Source organism: Pseudomonas sp. YuFO20 (assembly GCF_035064975.1).
GTDB lineage: Bacteria > Pseudomonadota > Gammaproteobacteria > Pseudomonadales > Pseudomonadaceae > Aquipseudomonas > Aquipseudomonas putida_AE.
In genome coordinates this window covers 1-16,830 of the sequence record NZ_JAXDEO010000057.1, presented here as the reverse complement: position 1 = coordinate 16,830, position 16,830 = coordinate 1, and the positions used below count along the sequence as shown (strand labels likewise).

Here is a 16,830-nt window from a genome sequence, read left to right as displayed (position 1 = left end):
AATGAGTCTCTATCAACTGCAGGACAGCACCGCGATCGTCACCGGCGGCTCATCGGGCATCGGCCTGGCCTGTGTCGAGCTGCTGCTCGAGGCCGGTGCGGCCGTGGCCTTCTGCGGTCGCGACGAAGATCGCCTGCGCAGCGCCGAAGACCAGTTGCGTGAACGTTTTCCCCTGGCGCGCTTGCTCGCCCAGGTCTGCAACGTCCTGGACGCCGACTCGGTGAATGCCTTCGCCGCCGCCAGCCTTGCTGCCCTCGGACCCGCCAGCGTGCTGATCAACAACGCCGGCCAAGGTCGCGTGTCGACCTTCGCCGACACCACCGACAGCGCCTGGACCGAAGAACTGAATCTGAAATTCTTCTCGGTGATCAACCCGGTCCGCGCCTTCAAGGCTCAGCTGCAAGGTCAGGCCAACGCCGCCATCGTCTGTGTCAACTCGCTGCTGGCCAGCCAGCCGGAACCGCACATGGTCGCCACCTCGGCCGCGCGCGCCGGGGTGATGAACCTGGTGCGCTCGATGGCCACCGAATTTGCCGTCGATGGCATTCGGGTCAACGGCATCCTCATTGGCCTGGTCGAGTCCGGGCAATGGCGCCGGCGTTTCGAAGCCCGCGAAGAACGGGAGCTGGACTGGGGCCAATGGACCGCCCAGCTGGCACAACGCAAACATATTCCCCTGGGGCGCCTGGGCCTGCCGATCGAAGCGGCCCGCGCAATCCTGTTCCTGGCCTCGCCTCTGTCGGCTTACACCACAGGCAGCCATATCGATGTTTCTGGAGGCCTGTCCCGCCATGCGTAATGAAAATACTGTCACCGTTGGCGCTGCCATCACCGCGTTTCTCGAGCAATGCGAGGTCAAGGCCGCGTTCGGAGTGATCTCGATCCACAACATGCCGATACTCGATGCGTTCGCCGTGCGCGGCAACATCCGCTTCGTCATGGCCCGCGGTGAAGCCGGCGCGACCAACATGGCCGACGCCTATGCCCGCACCACCGGTGGCCTGGGTGTGTGCCTGACGTCCACCGGCACTGCGGCGGGTAACGCGGCGGGGGCGATGGTCGAAGCGCTGACCGCCGGCACGCCGCTGTTGCACATCACCGGGCAGATCGAAACGCCGTACCTGGACCAGGATTTCGCCTACATCCACGAAGCCCGGGATCAGCTGACCATGCTCAAGGCGGTGTCCAAGGCGGCGTTCCGCGTGCGCAGCGTCGAAACCGCACTCAGCACCATGAAGCTGGCCGTGCAGACCGCCCTGACCGCGCCGACCGGCCCGGTGAGCGTGGAAATCCCGATCGACATCCAGTCGACCTTCATCCCGATGCCCACCGACCTGTCGCCGTTGCCGATTCCGGTGGCCGTGCCTGCACCGGAAGCGCTGGACCTGGTGGCCGAGCGCCTGGCCACGGCCACCCGCCCGCTGTTGTGGCTCGGCGGCGGCGCGCGGCATGCCGGCCCGCAGGTCAAGCGCCTGCTGGACATGGGCGTCGGCGTGATCACCTCGACCCAGGGTCGCGGTGTGGTCAATGAAGATGACGAACGCTGCCTCGGTGCCTTCTCGCAAAACAAACTGGTCGAGCAGTTCCTGCAAAGCTGCGACGCCCTGCTGATCGCTGGTTCACGCCTGCGCAGCAACGAGACGTTCAAGTACGCGCTGAAGCTGCCACGCAATACCCTGCGCATCGACGCCAACCCGGCCATCGAAGGGCGCAGCTACAACAGCGAGCTGTTCATCTGCGGTGATTCGGCGCTGGCGCTCGAAGGCCTGGCCGATCGCCTGGAAGGTCGCCTGCAGATCGACCCGACCTTCCTCGCCGAGCTCAAGCAAGTGCGTGAAAAATCCCGCACGCAACTGATCGCCGACCTCGGCCCGTACTCGGCCATGGTCGAACAGCTGCAAGCGCTCACCGGACGCAACTTCTCCTGGGTGCGCGACGTCACGCTGTCCAACAGCATCTGGGGCAACCGCCTGCTGACGTTGTACCACCCACGGTCCGGCGTGCATGCATTGGGCGGTGGCATTGGCCAGGGTCTGTCGATGGGCATCGGCGCGGCCGTGGCGGCAGCGGAAACCGCACCTGAGCGCAAGGTCTTCGCCCTGGCCGGTGACGGCGGTTTCATCCTCAACCTTGGCGAGCTGGCGACGCTGGTGCAAGAGAACGCCAACGTGGTGATCCTGCTGATGAACGACCAGCGCTACGGGGTGATCCGCAACATCCAGGACGCGGTGTACGGCAGTCGCCATTGCTACGTCGACCTGCACACGCCGGATTATTCCAAGCTGGCCGAATCGCTGAACCTGCGCCATGGCCTGGTCACCGACCTCAAGGATTTCGGCAAGGTCGTCGACGGTGCGCTGGCGCAACCCGGCCCGTTCCTGCTGGAAGTGGACATGCTCAGCGTCGGCAGTTTTGCCACCCAGTTCGCCGGTCCGCCCAACAGCGAAACCAAAGCGCAGAAAGCCACGGCCTGAGGACTTCGTCATGCTGCATATCACCATGATCGGCTGCGGTGCCATTGGCGTCGGCGTACTCGAACTGCTGGAGAAAGACCCGCAGTTGTGCGTCGACTACGTCATCGCCTCGGCCGGTTCCGAAGAGCTGGTACGCCAGCGGCTGGCCAGTTTCAAACAACCGCCGCAGGTGCTCACGGCCTTGCCGGCCGACGCGCGCCCCGACCTGCTGGTCGAGTGCGCCGGCCACAAGGCCATCGAAGAACACGTGTTGCCGGCCCTGGAGCGGGGCATTGCCTGCCTGATCGTCTCGGTCGGCGCGCTGTCCGAAGTGGGCCTGGTGGAGCGCCTGGAAGCGGCGGCCGAACGCGGTCAGACCCGCATCGAATTGCTGCCCGGCGCCATCGGCGGCATCGACGCCTTGTCGGCGGCCAAGGTCGGCGGCCTGGACTCGGTCGACTACACCGGACGCAAACCGGCGCGCGCCTGGAAAAACACCCCGGCGGAGCAGGCCTTCGACCTCGACAGCCTCACCGAAGCCACGGTGATTTTCCAGGGCAGCGCCCGCGAAGCGGCCCGCCTCTACCCGAAAAACGCCAACGTCGCCGCGACCTTGTCGCTGGCCGGGCTCGGCCTGGATCGCACCCACGTGACCCTGATCGCCGACCCGCTGAGCGAGGAGAACGTGCATCACTTCGAAGCCCGTGGCGCCTTTGGCGGGTTCGAACTGAGCCTGCGTGGCAAACCGCTGCTGGCCAACCCGAAGACTTCGGCGTTGACCGTCTACAGCGTCGTCCGCGCCTTGGGCAACCACGCCCACGCGATTTCGATCTAGGAAACTGCGATGACTCTCGAACAGACTTTACCGATCTGCATTGCCGGCCAGTGGCGACTGGGGCGCGGTGAGCGTTACGCCACCTGCTACCCGGCCACCGGCGAAGCCGTGGCCTGGCTCAACGCCGCCAGTGTCGAAGACGTGGAAGACGCCGTGCAAGGCGCCCACCAGGCGTTTCTGCACAGCGGCTGGGCGCAGCGCAAACCCCATGAACGCGCCGGCGTGCTCTATCGCATCGCCGAGCTGATCCGTGAGCGCAGCGAAGAACTGGCGCAGTTGCAGCGCCAGGACAATGGCAAGCCGATCAACGAAACCCGAGCCCTGGTGGCCAGCGCCGCCGGCACCTTCCAGTTCTTTGCCTCGGCCTGCGAAACCCTCGAAGAAACCATTACGCCATCGCGTGGTGATTTCGTCAGCATGAGCGTTTACGAGCCGATGGGCGTGATCGCCGCGATCACGCCATGGAACTCACCGATTGCCAGCGAAGCGCAGAAAGTCGCCCCGGCGCTGGCGGCCGGCAACGCGGTGGTGATCAAGCCGGCGGAAATCACTCCGCTGATGGCCTTGCAGCTGGCGCGCATCTGCGAAGACGCCGGGTTGCCCAAAGGCCTGCTCAGCGTGTTGCCGGGCAAGGGTTCGCTGCTTGGCGATGCGCTGACTCGTCACCCGCTGGTCAAGCGCGTGTCGTTCACCGGCGGCACCAGGACCGGCAAGCACATTGCCCACATCGCCGCCGACAAGATGATGCCAGTGTCCCTGGAACTGGGCGGCAAATCGCCGACCATCGTCCTGGAAGACGCCGACCTCGACCACGCGGTGGCCGGTGTGTTGTACGGCATCTTCAGTTCTTCGGGAGAAGCCTGCATCGCCGGTTCGCGCCTGTTCGTCGCCCGCGCGCTGTACAAGCCGTTCATGACGCGGCTGGTGGCGGCGGCGGCCGAGCTGCGGGTCGGTGATCCGGCGGATGAGCACACGCAAATGGGCCCGCTGATCAGCGCCGCTCACCGTGAATCTGTGGAACGTTATGTGGCACTCGGGCTGGCTGAAGGCGGACGCCTGCTGCTCGGAGGCCAGCGTCCGAGCGGCGGTGTTTTTGATCAGGGTTACTACTATCCGCCGACCATCCTCGAAGGTCTGAACAACAGCCAGCAGGTGTGCCAGGAAGAAATCTTCGGCCCGGTGCTGGTGGCCATGCCGTTCGACGACGAAGCGCAATTGCTCGAGCAGGCCAACGACAGCCTGTACGCCCTCGCTGCCGGCATCTGGACCCGCGACTACAAGCGCGCCTGGGCCCTGGGTCGAAAAATCCAGGCCGGTACGGTGTGGATCAACACCTACAAGCAGTTCTCGATTTCCACCCCGTTCGGTGGCTGGCGCGACAGCGGCCTGGGCCGTGAAAAAGGTCGCCTGGGCATCCTGCAGTACATGGAACAGAAAAGCCTTTATTGGGGCATGAATGAACAGCCACTGGCCTGGGCCAGTGTGCAACGTGAGGTGGGGTTATGAGCGTTTTAGGCATTGATGAAGTCACCTACGGTGTCGAAGACCTGGAGACCAGCGCACGGTTCTTCAGTGACTGGGGCCTGAGCAAAGTCAGCGAGCAGGCTGACGAGGTGATCTTCGAAACCCTCAACGGTTGCCGCGTGGTGCTCGCCGACATCGACAAGGCTGGCCTGCCGCCGGCCATCGAGCCCGGCTCGACGGTGCGCGAAGTGGTCTGGGGCGTCGAAAGCGACGCCGACCTCAAGCTCTACAGCGAACGCATCGCCAACGACCCGGGCTTCATCGAAGCCAACGGTCGTATCGGCTGCACCGACCCCAATGGCCTGGCGATCCGCCTGCAAGTGACCCGCAAGCGCGAACTGGACATCGAGTGCAGCGGCCACAACACCTGGCAAACCAAGGGCCGGATCAACAAGGCCGCGCCGATCTACGACCGCGCCACGCCGATCGAAGTCGGGCATGTGGTGTTTTTCGTCAAGGACGTCAACGCCTGCGAAGCCTTCTATCACGAACGCTTCGGCTTCCAGGCCTCGGACCGTTATCCGGATCGCGGCGCGTTCCTGCGCACCGCTGAAGAAGGCGGTCACCACGACCTGTTCATGCTGCAACTGCCCGCCCCGCGCGCCGGCCTCAACCACGTCGCCTTCACCGTGCGCGATGTGCACGAAGTGTTCGGTGGCGGCATGCACATTTCCCGCAGCGGCTGGGCCACGGAAATCGGCCCGGGGCGCCACCCGGTGTCGTCGGCGTTCTTCTGGTACTTCAAGAACCCGGCCGGCGCACTGGTCGAGTACTACGCCGACGAAGACCAACTGACCGGCGAATGGCAGCCACGCACCTTCGAACCCGGGCCGACCGTCTTCGCCGAATGGGCGATTGCCGGCGGCATCGACGGCAATACCCGCCGCCAGCAAAACGTCGAGGCGCCGAAGGGCAAGTTCCTCACCGATAAACCCAAGTCCTGAGCAGGAGTCGTACATGTCTTCGCTGAATATCGCCATTGCCGGCGCCGGGATCGGTGGACTGACCGCCGCCATTGCTCTGCACCGTGTCGGCCATAACGTCACCGTGTTCGAACAGTCCAAAGCCTTTTTGCGGGTCGGAGCCGACATCAACCTGACACCTAACGCCGTGCATGCCCTGGATGGGTTGGGTGTCGGTCCAGCAGTGCGTATTCCCGCTGCTCGTCCCACTCACCGGATCAGCCGGATGTGGGACAGCGGCGTGGAAACCTCGCGCCTGGAAATGTCCAATGCCGCCGAACAGAAATACGGCGCGCCGCAACTGACCATCCACCGCGCCGACCTGTTGGCCGCACTGGCCAATGTCTTCCCGCAAGAACAAGTGCAGTTTGCCAAGCGCGCCGAGCGCGTGTTGCAAACCACAGACGGTATCGAATTGCACTTCAAGGATGGCAGCCGCCACCTCACCGATCTGTTGATCGGCGCTGACGGCATTCATTCGGTGGTGCGCAATGCGCTGTTCGGTGATGAGCAACCACGTTTTACCGGAGTGGTCGCCTACCGCGCCGTTGTGCCGGCCGACAGCGTCGCGCATGTGCCGGACATTCAGGCGTTCACCAAATGGTGGGGGCCGACCCCGCAAAGCCAGATCGTGACCTTTCCGCTGAATCAAGGCCGGGACATTTTCATCTTCGCCACCACCGCACAGGACAGCTGGCATGAAGAGTCCTGGACCAGCGCCGGGGATGCCGATGAATTGCGTAGCCACTATCGGGACTTCCATCCGGATGCCCGTGCCTTGCTCGATGCCTGCAGCGACGTGCTAAAGACCGCGCTGTATGAACGCGATCCGTTGCCGTTCTGGTCCAAAGGTTCGATGACCCTGCTGGGCGACGCTTGCCATCCGATGATGCCGTTCATGGCTCAAGGTGCCGGCCAGGCAATCGAAGATGCCGTGGTGCTCGCGCGCCATCTGCAGGGGCTGAACAGCAAGGCTCGGATTGCTGATGCTCTGCAGGCTTACCAGCAGGCGAGACTGCAACGCACCAGCCAGATCCAGATCGGCTCGCGTGGCAATCAATGGCTCAAAGACGGTGGCAACGCCGATTGGGTTTACGGCTATGACGCCTGGACAGTGCCGACACCGAACGCGGCCTGAACGTGACACGGGCCTCGGTGAAAACTTGCCGATGCCCTCGTATGACTTTATTCCCGTGCGCGAAATGATCCGCGAACGGGTACGCAATGGAGGTCCTTGAGATGCGCAATACCGAACCCTGCCTGGAGCCGCATCAGGCCCGTAAACGCCCCAATACCCAGTTCGAGGATCTGCTCGGCGATTCCATCGAACGCGCCTTCGGCAACGGCGTGACCGAGTTGCCCGAGCTGCTCGCGCACCTGAACCTGGCTGGGCCGCCCTGCCCGCTGACCACCGGTGAGTGGACACCAGACGCCTATAAAACCCTGATGGCTCGGCTGGGCGAATGACCCGCCGGAGGTAAATAAAAAATGAACATGAACACAACCGTCGATCCTGTAGAACACCTCCTGGCAAACGGCTTGAAGAACCTCTGGTTCCCCGTCCTGCCCTCTGACCAACTGGGCGAGAAGCCGGTGTCGATCCGTCGACTGGGCTACAAGATCGCCCTGTGGCGCGACAATGACGGCAGCGTGCATGCCCTCGAAGACCACTGCCCGCATCGCGGCGCGCCGTTGTCCCAGGGACCGGTGCTGGGCGACCGCCTGCAGTGCCCTTACCACGGCGTCGAAGTGCGCTGCGACGGCACCGTCACCAAGGTCCCCGGCAGCCCCGGTTGCAAACTCGAAGGCAGCCGCCCGACCCGCATGTTCCACACCCGTGAAGCCGCCGGCGCAATCTTTCTCTACAACGCCGTCGAACCGCACGTTGAAAATCCGCCGGAACTGGTGCTGCCCGAGCAACTGAGCTCCCCGGAGTGGAGCAGCTTCCTGTGCTACGCCGAGTGGCAAGGCGACTACCGCTATGTCATCGACAACGTCATGGACCCGATGCACGGCACTTACCTGCACAAGATGTCGCACTCCATGAGTGAAGGCGAAGCCACCGCCAAATTCGTCACCCGTGACACCGACAAGGGTTTCTTCTTCGAGAAAGAAGGCCAGCGCGGGGTGAACTTCGACTGGACCGAATTCATGGACGACAGCTGCCACTGGCTGCGCCTGGAAATCCCTTACCCGAAAACCGGCGGCCCGGGCGGCAACTTCACCATCATCGGTAGCTACACGCCGAGCAGCACCTCCTTGTCGGCAGTGTTCCACTGGCGTTGCCGGCCACTGACCGGCTGGCAGCGCGACACCTGGCGCTTCCTCTACAAAAACCGTCTGGAAGCCCGCCACTGGGCGGTGCTGGAACAGGATCGGGTGCTGCTCGAATTCATGGAACCGGACGCCAACCAGCGGGAGAACCTCTACCAGCATGACCTCGGTGTGGTGCGCCTGCGTCGCTACCTGAAAAACGCTGCCAAGGCTCAGCTTGAGCTGATCGACGCGAAGCAGTTGCCATGAACCTGATCGTGCATTGTGTTCTGGCCGGCGTGTGTGTCGATTTGCGAACTGTCGAAAAGAGGTGACCGATGTCCCATTCCTCCCCTATCACCGCGCTCGTGCACACCTTGCGCTACGAAGCCGAAGGCATCATCAGCGTCGAGTTGCGGCCCTACGGCGACACCGTGTTCGCCCCGTTCGAAGCCGGCTCGCATATTGATCTGCACCTGCCCAACGGCCTGGTGCGCAGCTACTCGTTGCTCAACTCGCCGAGCGACCGTGGCCGCTATGTGGTCGGCATCCTGCGTGATCGCAACAGCCGTGGCGGTTCGGAATATGTGCACGGGCAATTGCGGGTCGGCATGCAACTGCCGATCTCGTCGCCGCGCAACAACTTCCAGCTCGACCTGAGCGCCAGGCACAGCGTGCTGGTGGCCGGTGGTATCGGTATCACGCCGATCTACTGCATGTTCCGCCAGCTGTTGGCCCTGGGCAAATCCGCCGAGCTGATCTACTGCGCCCGTTCGCGCCAGGAAGCCGCACTGGTGGAAGAACTCAGCGGCTTGAGCGCCAAGGTGGTCTACCACTTCAACGACGAAAAAGGCATGCCGCCAGACCTCAGCGCCTACCTGGCTGGCCAGCCCGACGACACGCATTTTTACTGCTGCGGTCCGACGCCGATGCTCGACGCGTTCGAAAGCACCTGCGAAGGCCTCGGCTATCCCCATGCACACATCGAGCGATTTGCCGCGGCTGAACTGCCGCCGTCCGAAGACGCACAGAGCAGTTACAGCGTGGAGCTGAAAAAGTCCGGCAAGACGTTGTCCATCGAGCCGGGTCTGAGCTTGCTCGACGTGCTGCTCGAGGCCGGTTGTGACATCGAGCACAGCTGTCGCGAGGGGGTGTGCGGTTCGTGTGAAACACGCGTCCTGGAAGGTGATGTCGACCACCGTGACGGCGTGCTGACCAAAGCCGAACGTGCCGCGAACAAATCCATGATGGTCTGTGTATCGGGGTGCAAGAGCCGGCGACTGGTACTCGACCTGTAGTCACTTTGCGTTATTTCATCCCTTGAACAGGCCGGCTTTTTAGCCGGCCTTTTTAATGCGCGGAAAGTAATCGCCGCACAACTAACGTGCACTTTGGTTACCCCCTGAACGCGCTGTTTCGCAGGCAATACATAAAAACGCGTTTCCCATATAAACAATTGTTTTACCTGGATTTTTTACTAAGCAACGATCCAGGCCGGTACTGGCATGGTTTCTGCTCTATCCCTGACAGGTTCATAGGTCAGACACCGTATTACCTACGAAACAACCCAAACAAAAAACACACTGCATAAGAGCAACACATGAGCCTTCCCTTTATTGCCACTTTAAGGCGAGCGGGAAAGTGTTGCCGGTCACTTTGCAGTGCTCAACTTCGCAGGGGAGTCAGCATGAAGAAGTACGTTATAGGCCTGGGACTAATCATCAGCAGTTGCGTCAGTTTCGCCGGCGAACCCGGCCCTGCCGCCCCCGTGACCTCGACCACCGGCAAGAAGCCGTTTCCGCATATCGCCTGGCGAAGCGATGACGGCCAGAGCAGCCTGGACATCGGCGGCGCCTTGCGCACCAACTACCGCGACGAGCATTGGGACACCACCGAAAACAACGGGCGGTTTCTGTTCGACACCTTCCGCATCGATGTGCAAGCGACTTACAAGAACCTCTACAGCGATGTCGGCTACTGGTTCCAGGACGACGGCAAACGCTCCATCGATCGCGGCTTCGTCGGCTATCGCCTGAACGCCAACTCCAATCTGCAGGTGGGCGCGCCGTTCAAACCGTTCGGGCTGGAACCTTATCCGCAATTCGGCTGGAGCTATCACCTGCCGTTCTTCATGGGTTACGGCGTCAGCGCCGGCACCGGTTTGAAGTACAGCTACAAGGACAAAGACTGGGACCTGCAACTAGGCTACTTCCCGCGCATGTTACCGTCCGACATCCGCTACTCGCCGGAAGTCGGGCGCTATGCCGACTTAAAGGACAATGCCATCCCCTTCACCCAGTCGCGCCAGGACAACGAGAAACACAACCAGCTCAACGCCCGCGTCGCCCGGACCTTTGTCAACGATGGCTGGAAGACCGAACTCGGCGCATCGCTGGCCACCGCCCAGCTCTACAACGCCACCACCAGGGACGATGGCGACTACTGGGCCGGCGGCATCCACGCCATCATCAACGCCGGCCAGTGGACCGTCAGCACCCAGGGCATTCGCTACGAATACGACCCGAAAAACCCGGCACGCGTCAGCGACAACTCAATACTGATGGGCAGCAACGGCCTGACGCCCGCCTACCTGATTGCCGCCAAGGCCACCATCGCTTCGCTGAACGTCGCCTACGACATCCCGACGCCGAAACTGGGACCCTTGAAGAAGATCAAACTGTACAACGACTACAGCCGCATGATGAAAGACGAGAGCGGCTGGGACGACTCGCAAATGTACACCGTGGGCGCGCAGTTCCTGGCGATGCCGATCATGGCGTGGGTCGATTTCACCTGGGCGAAAAACGCCAACCCCTATGGCGGCGCAGAGAATGGCACGGGGTTTACCAATACCAGTTCGGTGGGCAGTAATGAGTGGTACTACCGGACGAACGTCAATATTGGATATTACTTTTGAATCTTCAAAGCCAGATCAAAGATCGCAACCTGCGGTTCCTACGGATCGAGGCGCGTCGTTCGGAATTCGGGTTGACGCAAAACCTGTAGGAGCCCGGCTTGCCGGCGATGGCGATCTCAGCCCGCAGCAAGCGGGTATCGGGTAAACGAAAGCCCCTGAATCTTTCGATTCAGCGGCTTTTATCGGGTGCTTTACTGCGACAGATGCAGCAACAGGAAATCAATGAACGCCCTCGATTTATGGGGCAAATGCGGGCTATTGGGGAATACCACGTTGACTGACTGCGAGGGCAACGAATAGTCCGGCAGCAAACGGATCAGCCGCTTGCTGGCGATGTCATCCTTGACCAGCCAAGCGGGCAGCACCGAGACACCCAGGGACGACAAGGTCATGGAGCGGATGGCCGTGGAAGAGTTGGATTCAAACTGATTAACCCCGTTGATCTCGACAGTCCCCAGGTGCGGATGGCGCAGTGTCCACTGGGTCGGTGCCTGCAGGTTGCTGTTGGCGATCCACGGCACCGAGTTCAGGTCCCGAGGATTCTGCACCGGGTGACGGGCAAGAAACGCCTCGGTAGCCACCATTACAACTTCATAATCGGCCAGTTTACGGCTCTTGAAAGCCGAGTCCGCCAAATTGCCCAGACGGATGACCAGGTCCAACTTTTCCGCCACCAGATCATTGAGTGACGAGTTGAAGTTATAGCAGATTTTTATTTCCGGGTAGCGCTCTATAAACTGCGGTATCAACGGAAGAATATAGGCCTCGCCGTATTCACTGGTGGAACTGAAGCGCAACTTGCCGGACACCCGATCATGCCCTTTCAATACGTTATCGAAGGCATTATCGATGTCTGCGACAATGCCTTTGAATTCTTCATAAAAGTCCTGACCGATTTCCGTGAGGGATATATTTCGGGTATTTCTAATTAACAAGGTCGCTGACAGCACGTCCTCCAGCGCCTTGACGTGCAGGCTGGCCATGGCCTTGCTGATGTTCAGGTAATTGGCGGCCTTGGTGTAAGAACCAAAATCGACCACGGCCAGGAATGTCTGGACCCGATTAAGATGAGTGTGCATGGAAATATGGGCTCACTGTCAAATCCCGTCAAACATTGTTTCAAGGATAATCGCATCGACAGTTCAAGTCCACCGACCCTATGCTATGCGGCAAAGGGGAAACAACATGACCTACCGCTACAAAGTTGCACTGATATTTCTGATCGGCTTTTTTATAGACTGCACTAACATCTTTATGTCAGCGGTCGCATTACCGAGTATATCGGCAGCGCTGCACGTCAGTACTTCAGACGTTGCCTGGGTGGCTAATGCTTATATTCTGGGGCTGACACTGATCATTCCGGTCAGCACCTGGTTGGCCGGTCGTTGTGGCAGTCGGGAAATCCTCACCGTCTCGATGATCGTGTTTACCGCCTCCGTGTGGATGTGTGGGCTGGCCAACAGTTTCAACGAGCTGGTGATCTGGCGCTTCGTCCAGGGGATTGGCGGCGGCCTGTTGATTCCTGTCGGTCAGGCACTGACGTTCAACCTGTTCAAGGGCGAGCAGCGGGCGAAGATATCCACGTTGGTCATGGCCGTTGCCCTGATTGCGCCTGCCATTTCACCGACCATAGGCGGCATCATCGTCGACAGTAGCTCCTGGCGCTGGGTGTTCTACAGCAATATCCCGTTCTCACTGATCGCGGCATGGCTGTCATGGTTCTGGATCAACGAAGCGCGACCAACGACTTTGCCCAGACCCGACATCAAGGGCTTGCTACTGGTCAGCGCCGCGCTCGGCAGCCTGCTGATGGGCTTGTCGTTGTACGGCGGTGACGCTGCGGCATGGTTGGCCGCCCTCTTCGTCATGGCAGGCTTTACGTTCGTCGTGCTGTACGGGTTTCACTACCGCAACTGCAAAAATCCGATCATTGAACTGAGCCTGCTCAAAAGCAAAAAACTCAGCACCTCCATCTTTATCTATTACGCGATTCCCGGTGTGTTCACGGGGGTCAACCTTATGAGCATCTTCTTCCTGCAAAACACCCTGCACTTCAGCGCCCGACTGACAGGGATGTTCATGATCCTCTACGCCTTCGGCGCATTCATCGCGATGCTGATCTGTGGCCGGGTCTATAACCGGATGGGCGCCAAGCGGCTGTTTGCCCTCGGCATGCTCTTGCACAGTGCCGGCATTGCCACCCTGTTACTGGTGAACGATTCCGCAGACTCTCTGGTGATCGTCATCGCCTACAGCTTGATGGGGATCGGCGGCGGCATCGGTGCCAACACAGCACAAACCACGTCGCTGATGGACTTCGAGGGCTATGACACCCACAAGGCCAGTGTCATCTGGAACATCAACCGACAGATGTCATTCAGCATCGGCGCTGCCTTCTTCCTGATGGTTTTCAACCTGCTCTCGAAGCATTTCGATACCACCCAGGCCTACCACATGACCTTTGCCGTCGCCGCGCTGCTGGGCCTGTGCCCACTCTTTCAACTGAGTCAGTTGAACACTAAAAAAGGACTGTCATGCACAACAAAATAGTTGAACAGGCGCACCACAGCATTCATCACGTGCACGAGCTGATCCACACCCTGTTCACCGACGCAAACGGTAAGGGCCAGGCCACGCTGGAACCACTGATATCGGCCTTTGCCGAGCACTTCACCATGGTCACCACCTCGGCCGCCATTGTCAGCCGGGCGACGGTCGAGCAGATGTTCAAAGGTGCAGTTGGCGCCAAGCCAGGCTTGGAGATCGTCATCAGCGAGCTGCAGACGGTCTGGCAGGAAGGCAACAGCGTGGCGATTCGCTACAAGGAAACCCATCGCCTCGGCCAGCACGAAAGCTCACGGGTTTCGGTGGCGATCATTGGCATGCATCACCACAACGCCCAATGGATCTACCTCCATGAAACGCCGCTAGGCTAGCGGGAAAATAAATCCGTGCCCTTTCCCCCTCTTTCCCGATCCTCTTTCCCCTCGCGTCCTTTCCCGTCTACAGGTGAATACGCATTCCCTCCTGTAGGAGCTGTCGAGTGCAACGAGGCTGCGATCTTTTAAAAAGCCAGATCAAAAGATCGCAGCCTCCGGCAGTTCCTACAGATGAGGACGCACGCCCCTGTAGATAACGTCTTGGACCTCGCCGCCCCCCTGCGACAAACCCTGCGAATGTGAAAATTTCGTTAACCAATTGGTAAACAGGGCTTTTTTCCCAGGATCCAATCTGGCACACTATTGAGAATGATTATCACAAGTAATCTCATCAGCTTTTGTGCAAGCCCCACCTCCGCCTTGTAGCGCAAAACGGCTCACCCGCCGCTGCTGAAATTCCACTTCCTGCTCAACGAACTGCAATCCCTTTTGTAAGGAGAATTCTGCGTGCAACTTTTTTGGCCCCGCCCTCTCGCCGTTGCCGTCGCCCTGGCAAGCGCCTCGCCTTTTGTAGTCGCACAAGAAGCGACCACCACTGCAGCATCCGATGAGCCATCCAGCGATCAGCATGTCTTGACGCTTGGCGCAGTGAACGTCAGCGCCGACCAGTTGGGTCAAACCACCGAGGGCACGGGCTCGTACACCACGGGTGAAATGTCGACCGCCACCAAACTGCCGCTGTCCATGCGAGAAACCCCACAGGCAGTGACAGTGATCACACGCCAGCGCATGGACGATCAGGCGATGACCAGCGTCAACGATGTCGTCAAGGCAACTCCGGGGCTGTTCCTCAATCAGTCGAGTGGCCCTGGCCGACAGACCTACAGTTCGCGCGGTTTCGACATCGACAACATCATGTACGACGGCCTGCCCAGTTCGTACACCGGATGGAACGTCGGTGTGCAGCCAAACCTGGCGATGTTCGACCGGGTCGAGATCATTCGTGGCGCGACAGGCCTGGTCACCGGCAGCGGCAATCCATCGGCGGCCATCAACATGGTGCGCAAACGCCCGACCGCGACCCCGCAAGTAACCTTGACCGGCGCGGCTGGCAGTTGGGATGACTATCGTGGACAGATTGACGCTTCGGGCCCGCTGAACGAAAACGGCACTCTGCGTGGTCGCGTGGTAGGCACCTATCAGGATGCGAACAGTTTTCGCGACAAGGAAGAATCCAATCACGGTTTGTTCTATGCGATCGGTGAGGCCGACCTGAGCGAAGACACCACCGCGACCCTGAGCTTTTCCCGTCAGGAAGACCAGACCAACTTCTTCTGGGGCGGCCTTCCTATCGGTACTGACGGCCACCATCTGGATTTGCCACGCTCCACCTACCCGGGCACCGATTGGGAAAACAAGAAACAGGAAATCAACACCCTGTACGGTGAAGTCAAGCATCGCTTCGACAATGGCTGGGGCCTGAACCTGGCGGCTACCAAATCCTGGCAGGACGCCGTGTTCTCCGGCACTTATCTGTCGCGCTACTCCGGCTCGCTCGCGACCACGGCCTACCAATCGAAACCCGAAGAAGACCAGACGGCGTTCGACGGGTTCGCCAGCGGCCCCTTCGAAGCCTTCGGTCGTACCCATGAACTGGTGGTGGGTGCGAGCAGACGCGAAGTCAATCTGCAAACCCGCGAATACAGCCCCTATGCGCTGTCGTGGCCCATTGGCGCGCCTAAACCGGATTTCGTGCACAGCGGCGACAGCCACGAAGTCACCAGCCAGGACGGCGTCTACCTGACCACGCGGCTGAGCCTTGCCGACCCGCTGACCTTGATCCTCGGGGGGCGACTGGACTGGTATGACTATGACAACCGGACGGGCGAAGGCGACTACAAAGTCACCCGCAACGTCACGCGCTACGCGGGCCTGATCTATCGACTCAATGACAACTACTCGGTCTACGCCAGTTATACCGACATCTTCACCCCGCAGACCTCAAAGGACATTTCCGGCAAGGTGCTTGACCCTATCGTGGGTGAAAACTACGAACTCGGCATCAAGGGCGAGTACTTCGACGGTGCCCTGAACGCCAGCCTGGCCGTGTTCCAGATTGATCAGAAGAACCGCGCCAGCGTCGCCGACAATCAGGCGGGCTGCCCGGAAATGACCTGTTATGAATCCTCCGGCCTGGTACGCAGCCAAGGGCTTGATCTGGAATTGCAGGGTGCCCTGTCCCCGAACTGGCAAGTGGGAGCCGGCTACACCTATACCCGTGCCCGCTACAAGAAGGATTCGGATCCGGCGAACAACAACCAGCGCTTCACTCCGGACCAACCTGAGAATCTGTTCAAACTCTCGACCGTCTACCGCCTGCAAGGCCCGCTCGAGAAGCTTCGCGTCGGTGGCAACCTTTACTGGCAGAGCCGTATGTACAACGATGTGGCGCTCACCGATGGCAGCTATCGCATTGAACAAGGCAGCTATGCGGTGACTGACCTGATGGCCGGTTATGAGGTCAACAAGCACCTTGACCTGCAACTCAATGCCAACAACATCTTTGACCGCACGTATTACTCGGCCATTGGCTACGACGTGACCTGGGGCTCCACCGATACCTACGGCAATCCGAGAAACTACATGCTTACGGCCAAATACAGCTTCTGATTTGCCAATACCAGCTTTGATTCGAGCTGGCTTGTCGGTCGCCGTATCGCAGCGAAGACGGCAGCAGCTTCACCCTCGCATCGCCAGCAAGCCGGCTCCTACAGAGGTGTGTCGCACCGCAAACCCGACATACACCCGAAAAACCTGTAGGAGCTGGCTTGCCAGCGAAGACGGCAGCAGCTTCACCCTCGCATCGCCAGCAAGCCGGCTCCTACAGAGGTGTGTCGCGCCGCAAACCCGACATACACCCGCAAAACCTGTAGAAGCTGGCTTGCCAGCGAAGACGGCAGCAGCTTCACCCTCGCATCGCCAGCAAGCCGGCTCCTACAGATGTGTG

At 60.5% G+C, this 16,830-nt stretch carries 13 protein-coding genes and 1 pseudogene; 13 read left to right on the top strand and 1 reads right to left on the bottom strand.

Translation table 11 applies throughout. The annotated features are described in order from the left end of the window. Position 1 precedes the first annotated feature (1 nt). The 10 genes from SOP85_RS25475 (at position 2) to SOP85_RS25430 (ending at position 10,944) form a co-directional block, all read left to right on the top strand. Positions 2 to 799: an SDR family oxidoreductase gene (locus tag SOP85_RS25475; protein WP_323628630.1), complete on the top strand. Its 798-nt coding sequence runs from the start codon at positions 2 to 4 to the stop codon at positions 797 to 799. Continuing rightward, complete coding sequence (locus SOP85_RS25470; RefSeq protein WP_323628629.1) at positions 792 to 2,474, top strand: thiamine pyrophosphate-binding protein; 1,683 nt, start codon at positions 792 to 794, stop codon at positions 2,472 to 2,474. The genes SOP85_RS25475 and SOP85_RS25470 overlap by 8 nt, the downstream gene beginning before the upstream one ends. Positions 2,475 to 2,484: 10 nt before the next feature. Beyond that, on the top strand, positions 2,485 to 3,288 hold the full coding sequence (locus SOP85_RS25465) for an aspartate dehydrogenase (protein ID WP_274076422.1): 804 nt from the start codon (positions 2,485 to 2,487) through the stop codon (positions 3,286 to 3,288). A gap of 9 nt (positions 3,289 to 3,297) precedes the next feature. Next, entirely contained in the window at positions 3,298 to 4,794 is a 1,497-nt protein-coding gene (locus SOP85_RS25460; RefSeq protein WP_323628628.1) for an aldehyde dehydrogenase, read from the top strand. Beyond that, positions 4,791 to 5,756 carry a VOC family protein gene (locus SOP85_RS25455; RefSeq protein ID WP_323607706.1) on the top strand — a complete coding sequence of 322 codons (966 nt, stop codon included), beginning with the start codon at positions 4,791 to 4,793 and terminating at the stop codon, positions 5,754 to 5,756. Before SOP85_RS25460 ends, SOP85_RS25455 begins: the two co-directional genes overlap by 4 nt. 13 nt (positions 5,757 to 5,769) lie before the next feature. Next, positions 5,770 to 6,912, top strand: coding sequence for an FAD-dependent monooxygenase (locus SOP85_RS25450; RefSeq protein ID WP_323628625.1), 1,143 nt, complete (start codon positions 5,770 to 5,772; stop codon positions 6,910 to 6,912). A gap of 101 nt (positions 6,913 to 7,013) precedes the next feature. After that, a complete protein-coding gene (locus SOP85_RS25445; protein WP_274076418.1) occupies positions 7,014 to 7,241 on the top strand; it encodes a recombinase-like helix-turn-helix domain-containing protein in 228 nt (75 codons plus the stop codon). A 21-nt stretch (positions 7,242 to 7,262) separates the two neighbouring features. Beyond that, the gene (locus tag SOP85_RS25440; protein WP_323607705.1) at positions 7,263 to 8,297 is read left to right on the top strand and encodes an aromatic ring-hydroxylating dioxygenase subunit alpha; all 1,035 of its coding nucleotides are present in this window, start codon (positions 7,263 to 7,265) and stop codon (positions 8,295 to 8,297) included. Positions 8,298 to 8,365: 68 nt separating this feature from the next. Next, positions 8,366 to 9,325, top strand: a complete 960-nt coding sequence (locus SOP85_RS25435; RefSeq protein WP_008054889.1) for a PDR/VanB family oxidoreductase — start codon at positions 8,366 to 8,368, stop codon at positions 9,323 to 9,325. Positions 9,326 to 9,714: 389 nt separating this feature from the next. Then, positions 9,715 to 10,944: a hypothetical protein gene (locus SOP85_RS25430; protein ID WP_323628623.1), complete on the top strand. Its 1,230-nt coding sequence runs from the start codon at positions 9,715 to 9,717 to the stop codon at positions 10,942 to 10,944. A gap of 191 nt (positions 10,945 to 11,135) precedes the next feature. Here the strand turns inward: SOP85_RS25430 and SOP85_RS25425 are convergent, their stop codons facing one another. Continuing rightward, positions 11,136 to 12,023, bottom strand: coding sequence for a LysR family transcriptional regulator (locus SOP85_RS25425; RefSeq protein WP_323628621.1), 888 nt, complete (start codon positions 12,021 to 12,023; stop codon positions 11,136 to 11,138). Between the two features lie 106 nt (positions 12,024 to 12,129). Here SOP85_RS25425 and SOP85_RS25420 point away from each other — a divergent pair. From SOP85_RS25420 to SOP85_RS25410, 3 genes and pseudogenes are all read left to right on the top strand, one after another. Beyond that, positions 12,130 to 13,498: pseudogene (locus SOP85_RS25420) on the top strand (MFS transporter). Continuing rightward, complete coding sequence (locus SOP85_RS25415) at positions 13,479 to 13,880, top strand: DUF4440 domain-containing protein (RefSeq protein WP_323628620.1); 402 nt, start codon at positions 13,479 to 13,481, stop codon at positions 13,878 to 13,880. The pseudogene SOP85_RS25420 and the gene SOP85_RS25415 overlap by 20 nt, the downstream one beginning before the upstream one ends. Positions 13,881 to 14,372: 492 nt before the next feature. Further along, positions 14,373 to 16,493 carry a TonB-dependent siderophore receptor gene (locus tag SOP85_RS25410; RefSeq protein WP_406591141.1) on the top strand — a complete coding sequence of 707 codons (2,121 nt, stop codon included), beginning with the start codon at positions 14,373 to 14,375 and terminating at the stop codon, positions 16,491 to 16,493. Positions 16,494 to 16,830: the final 337 nt, after the last annotated feature.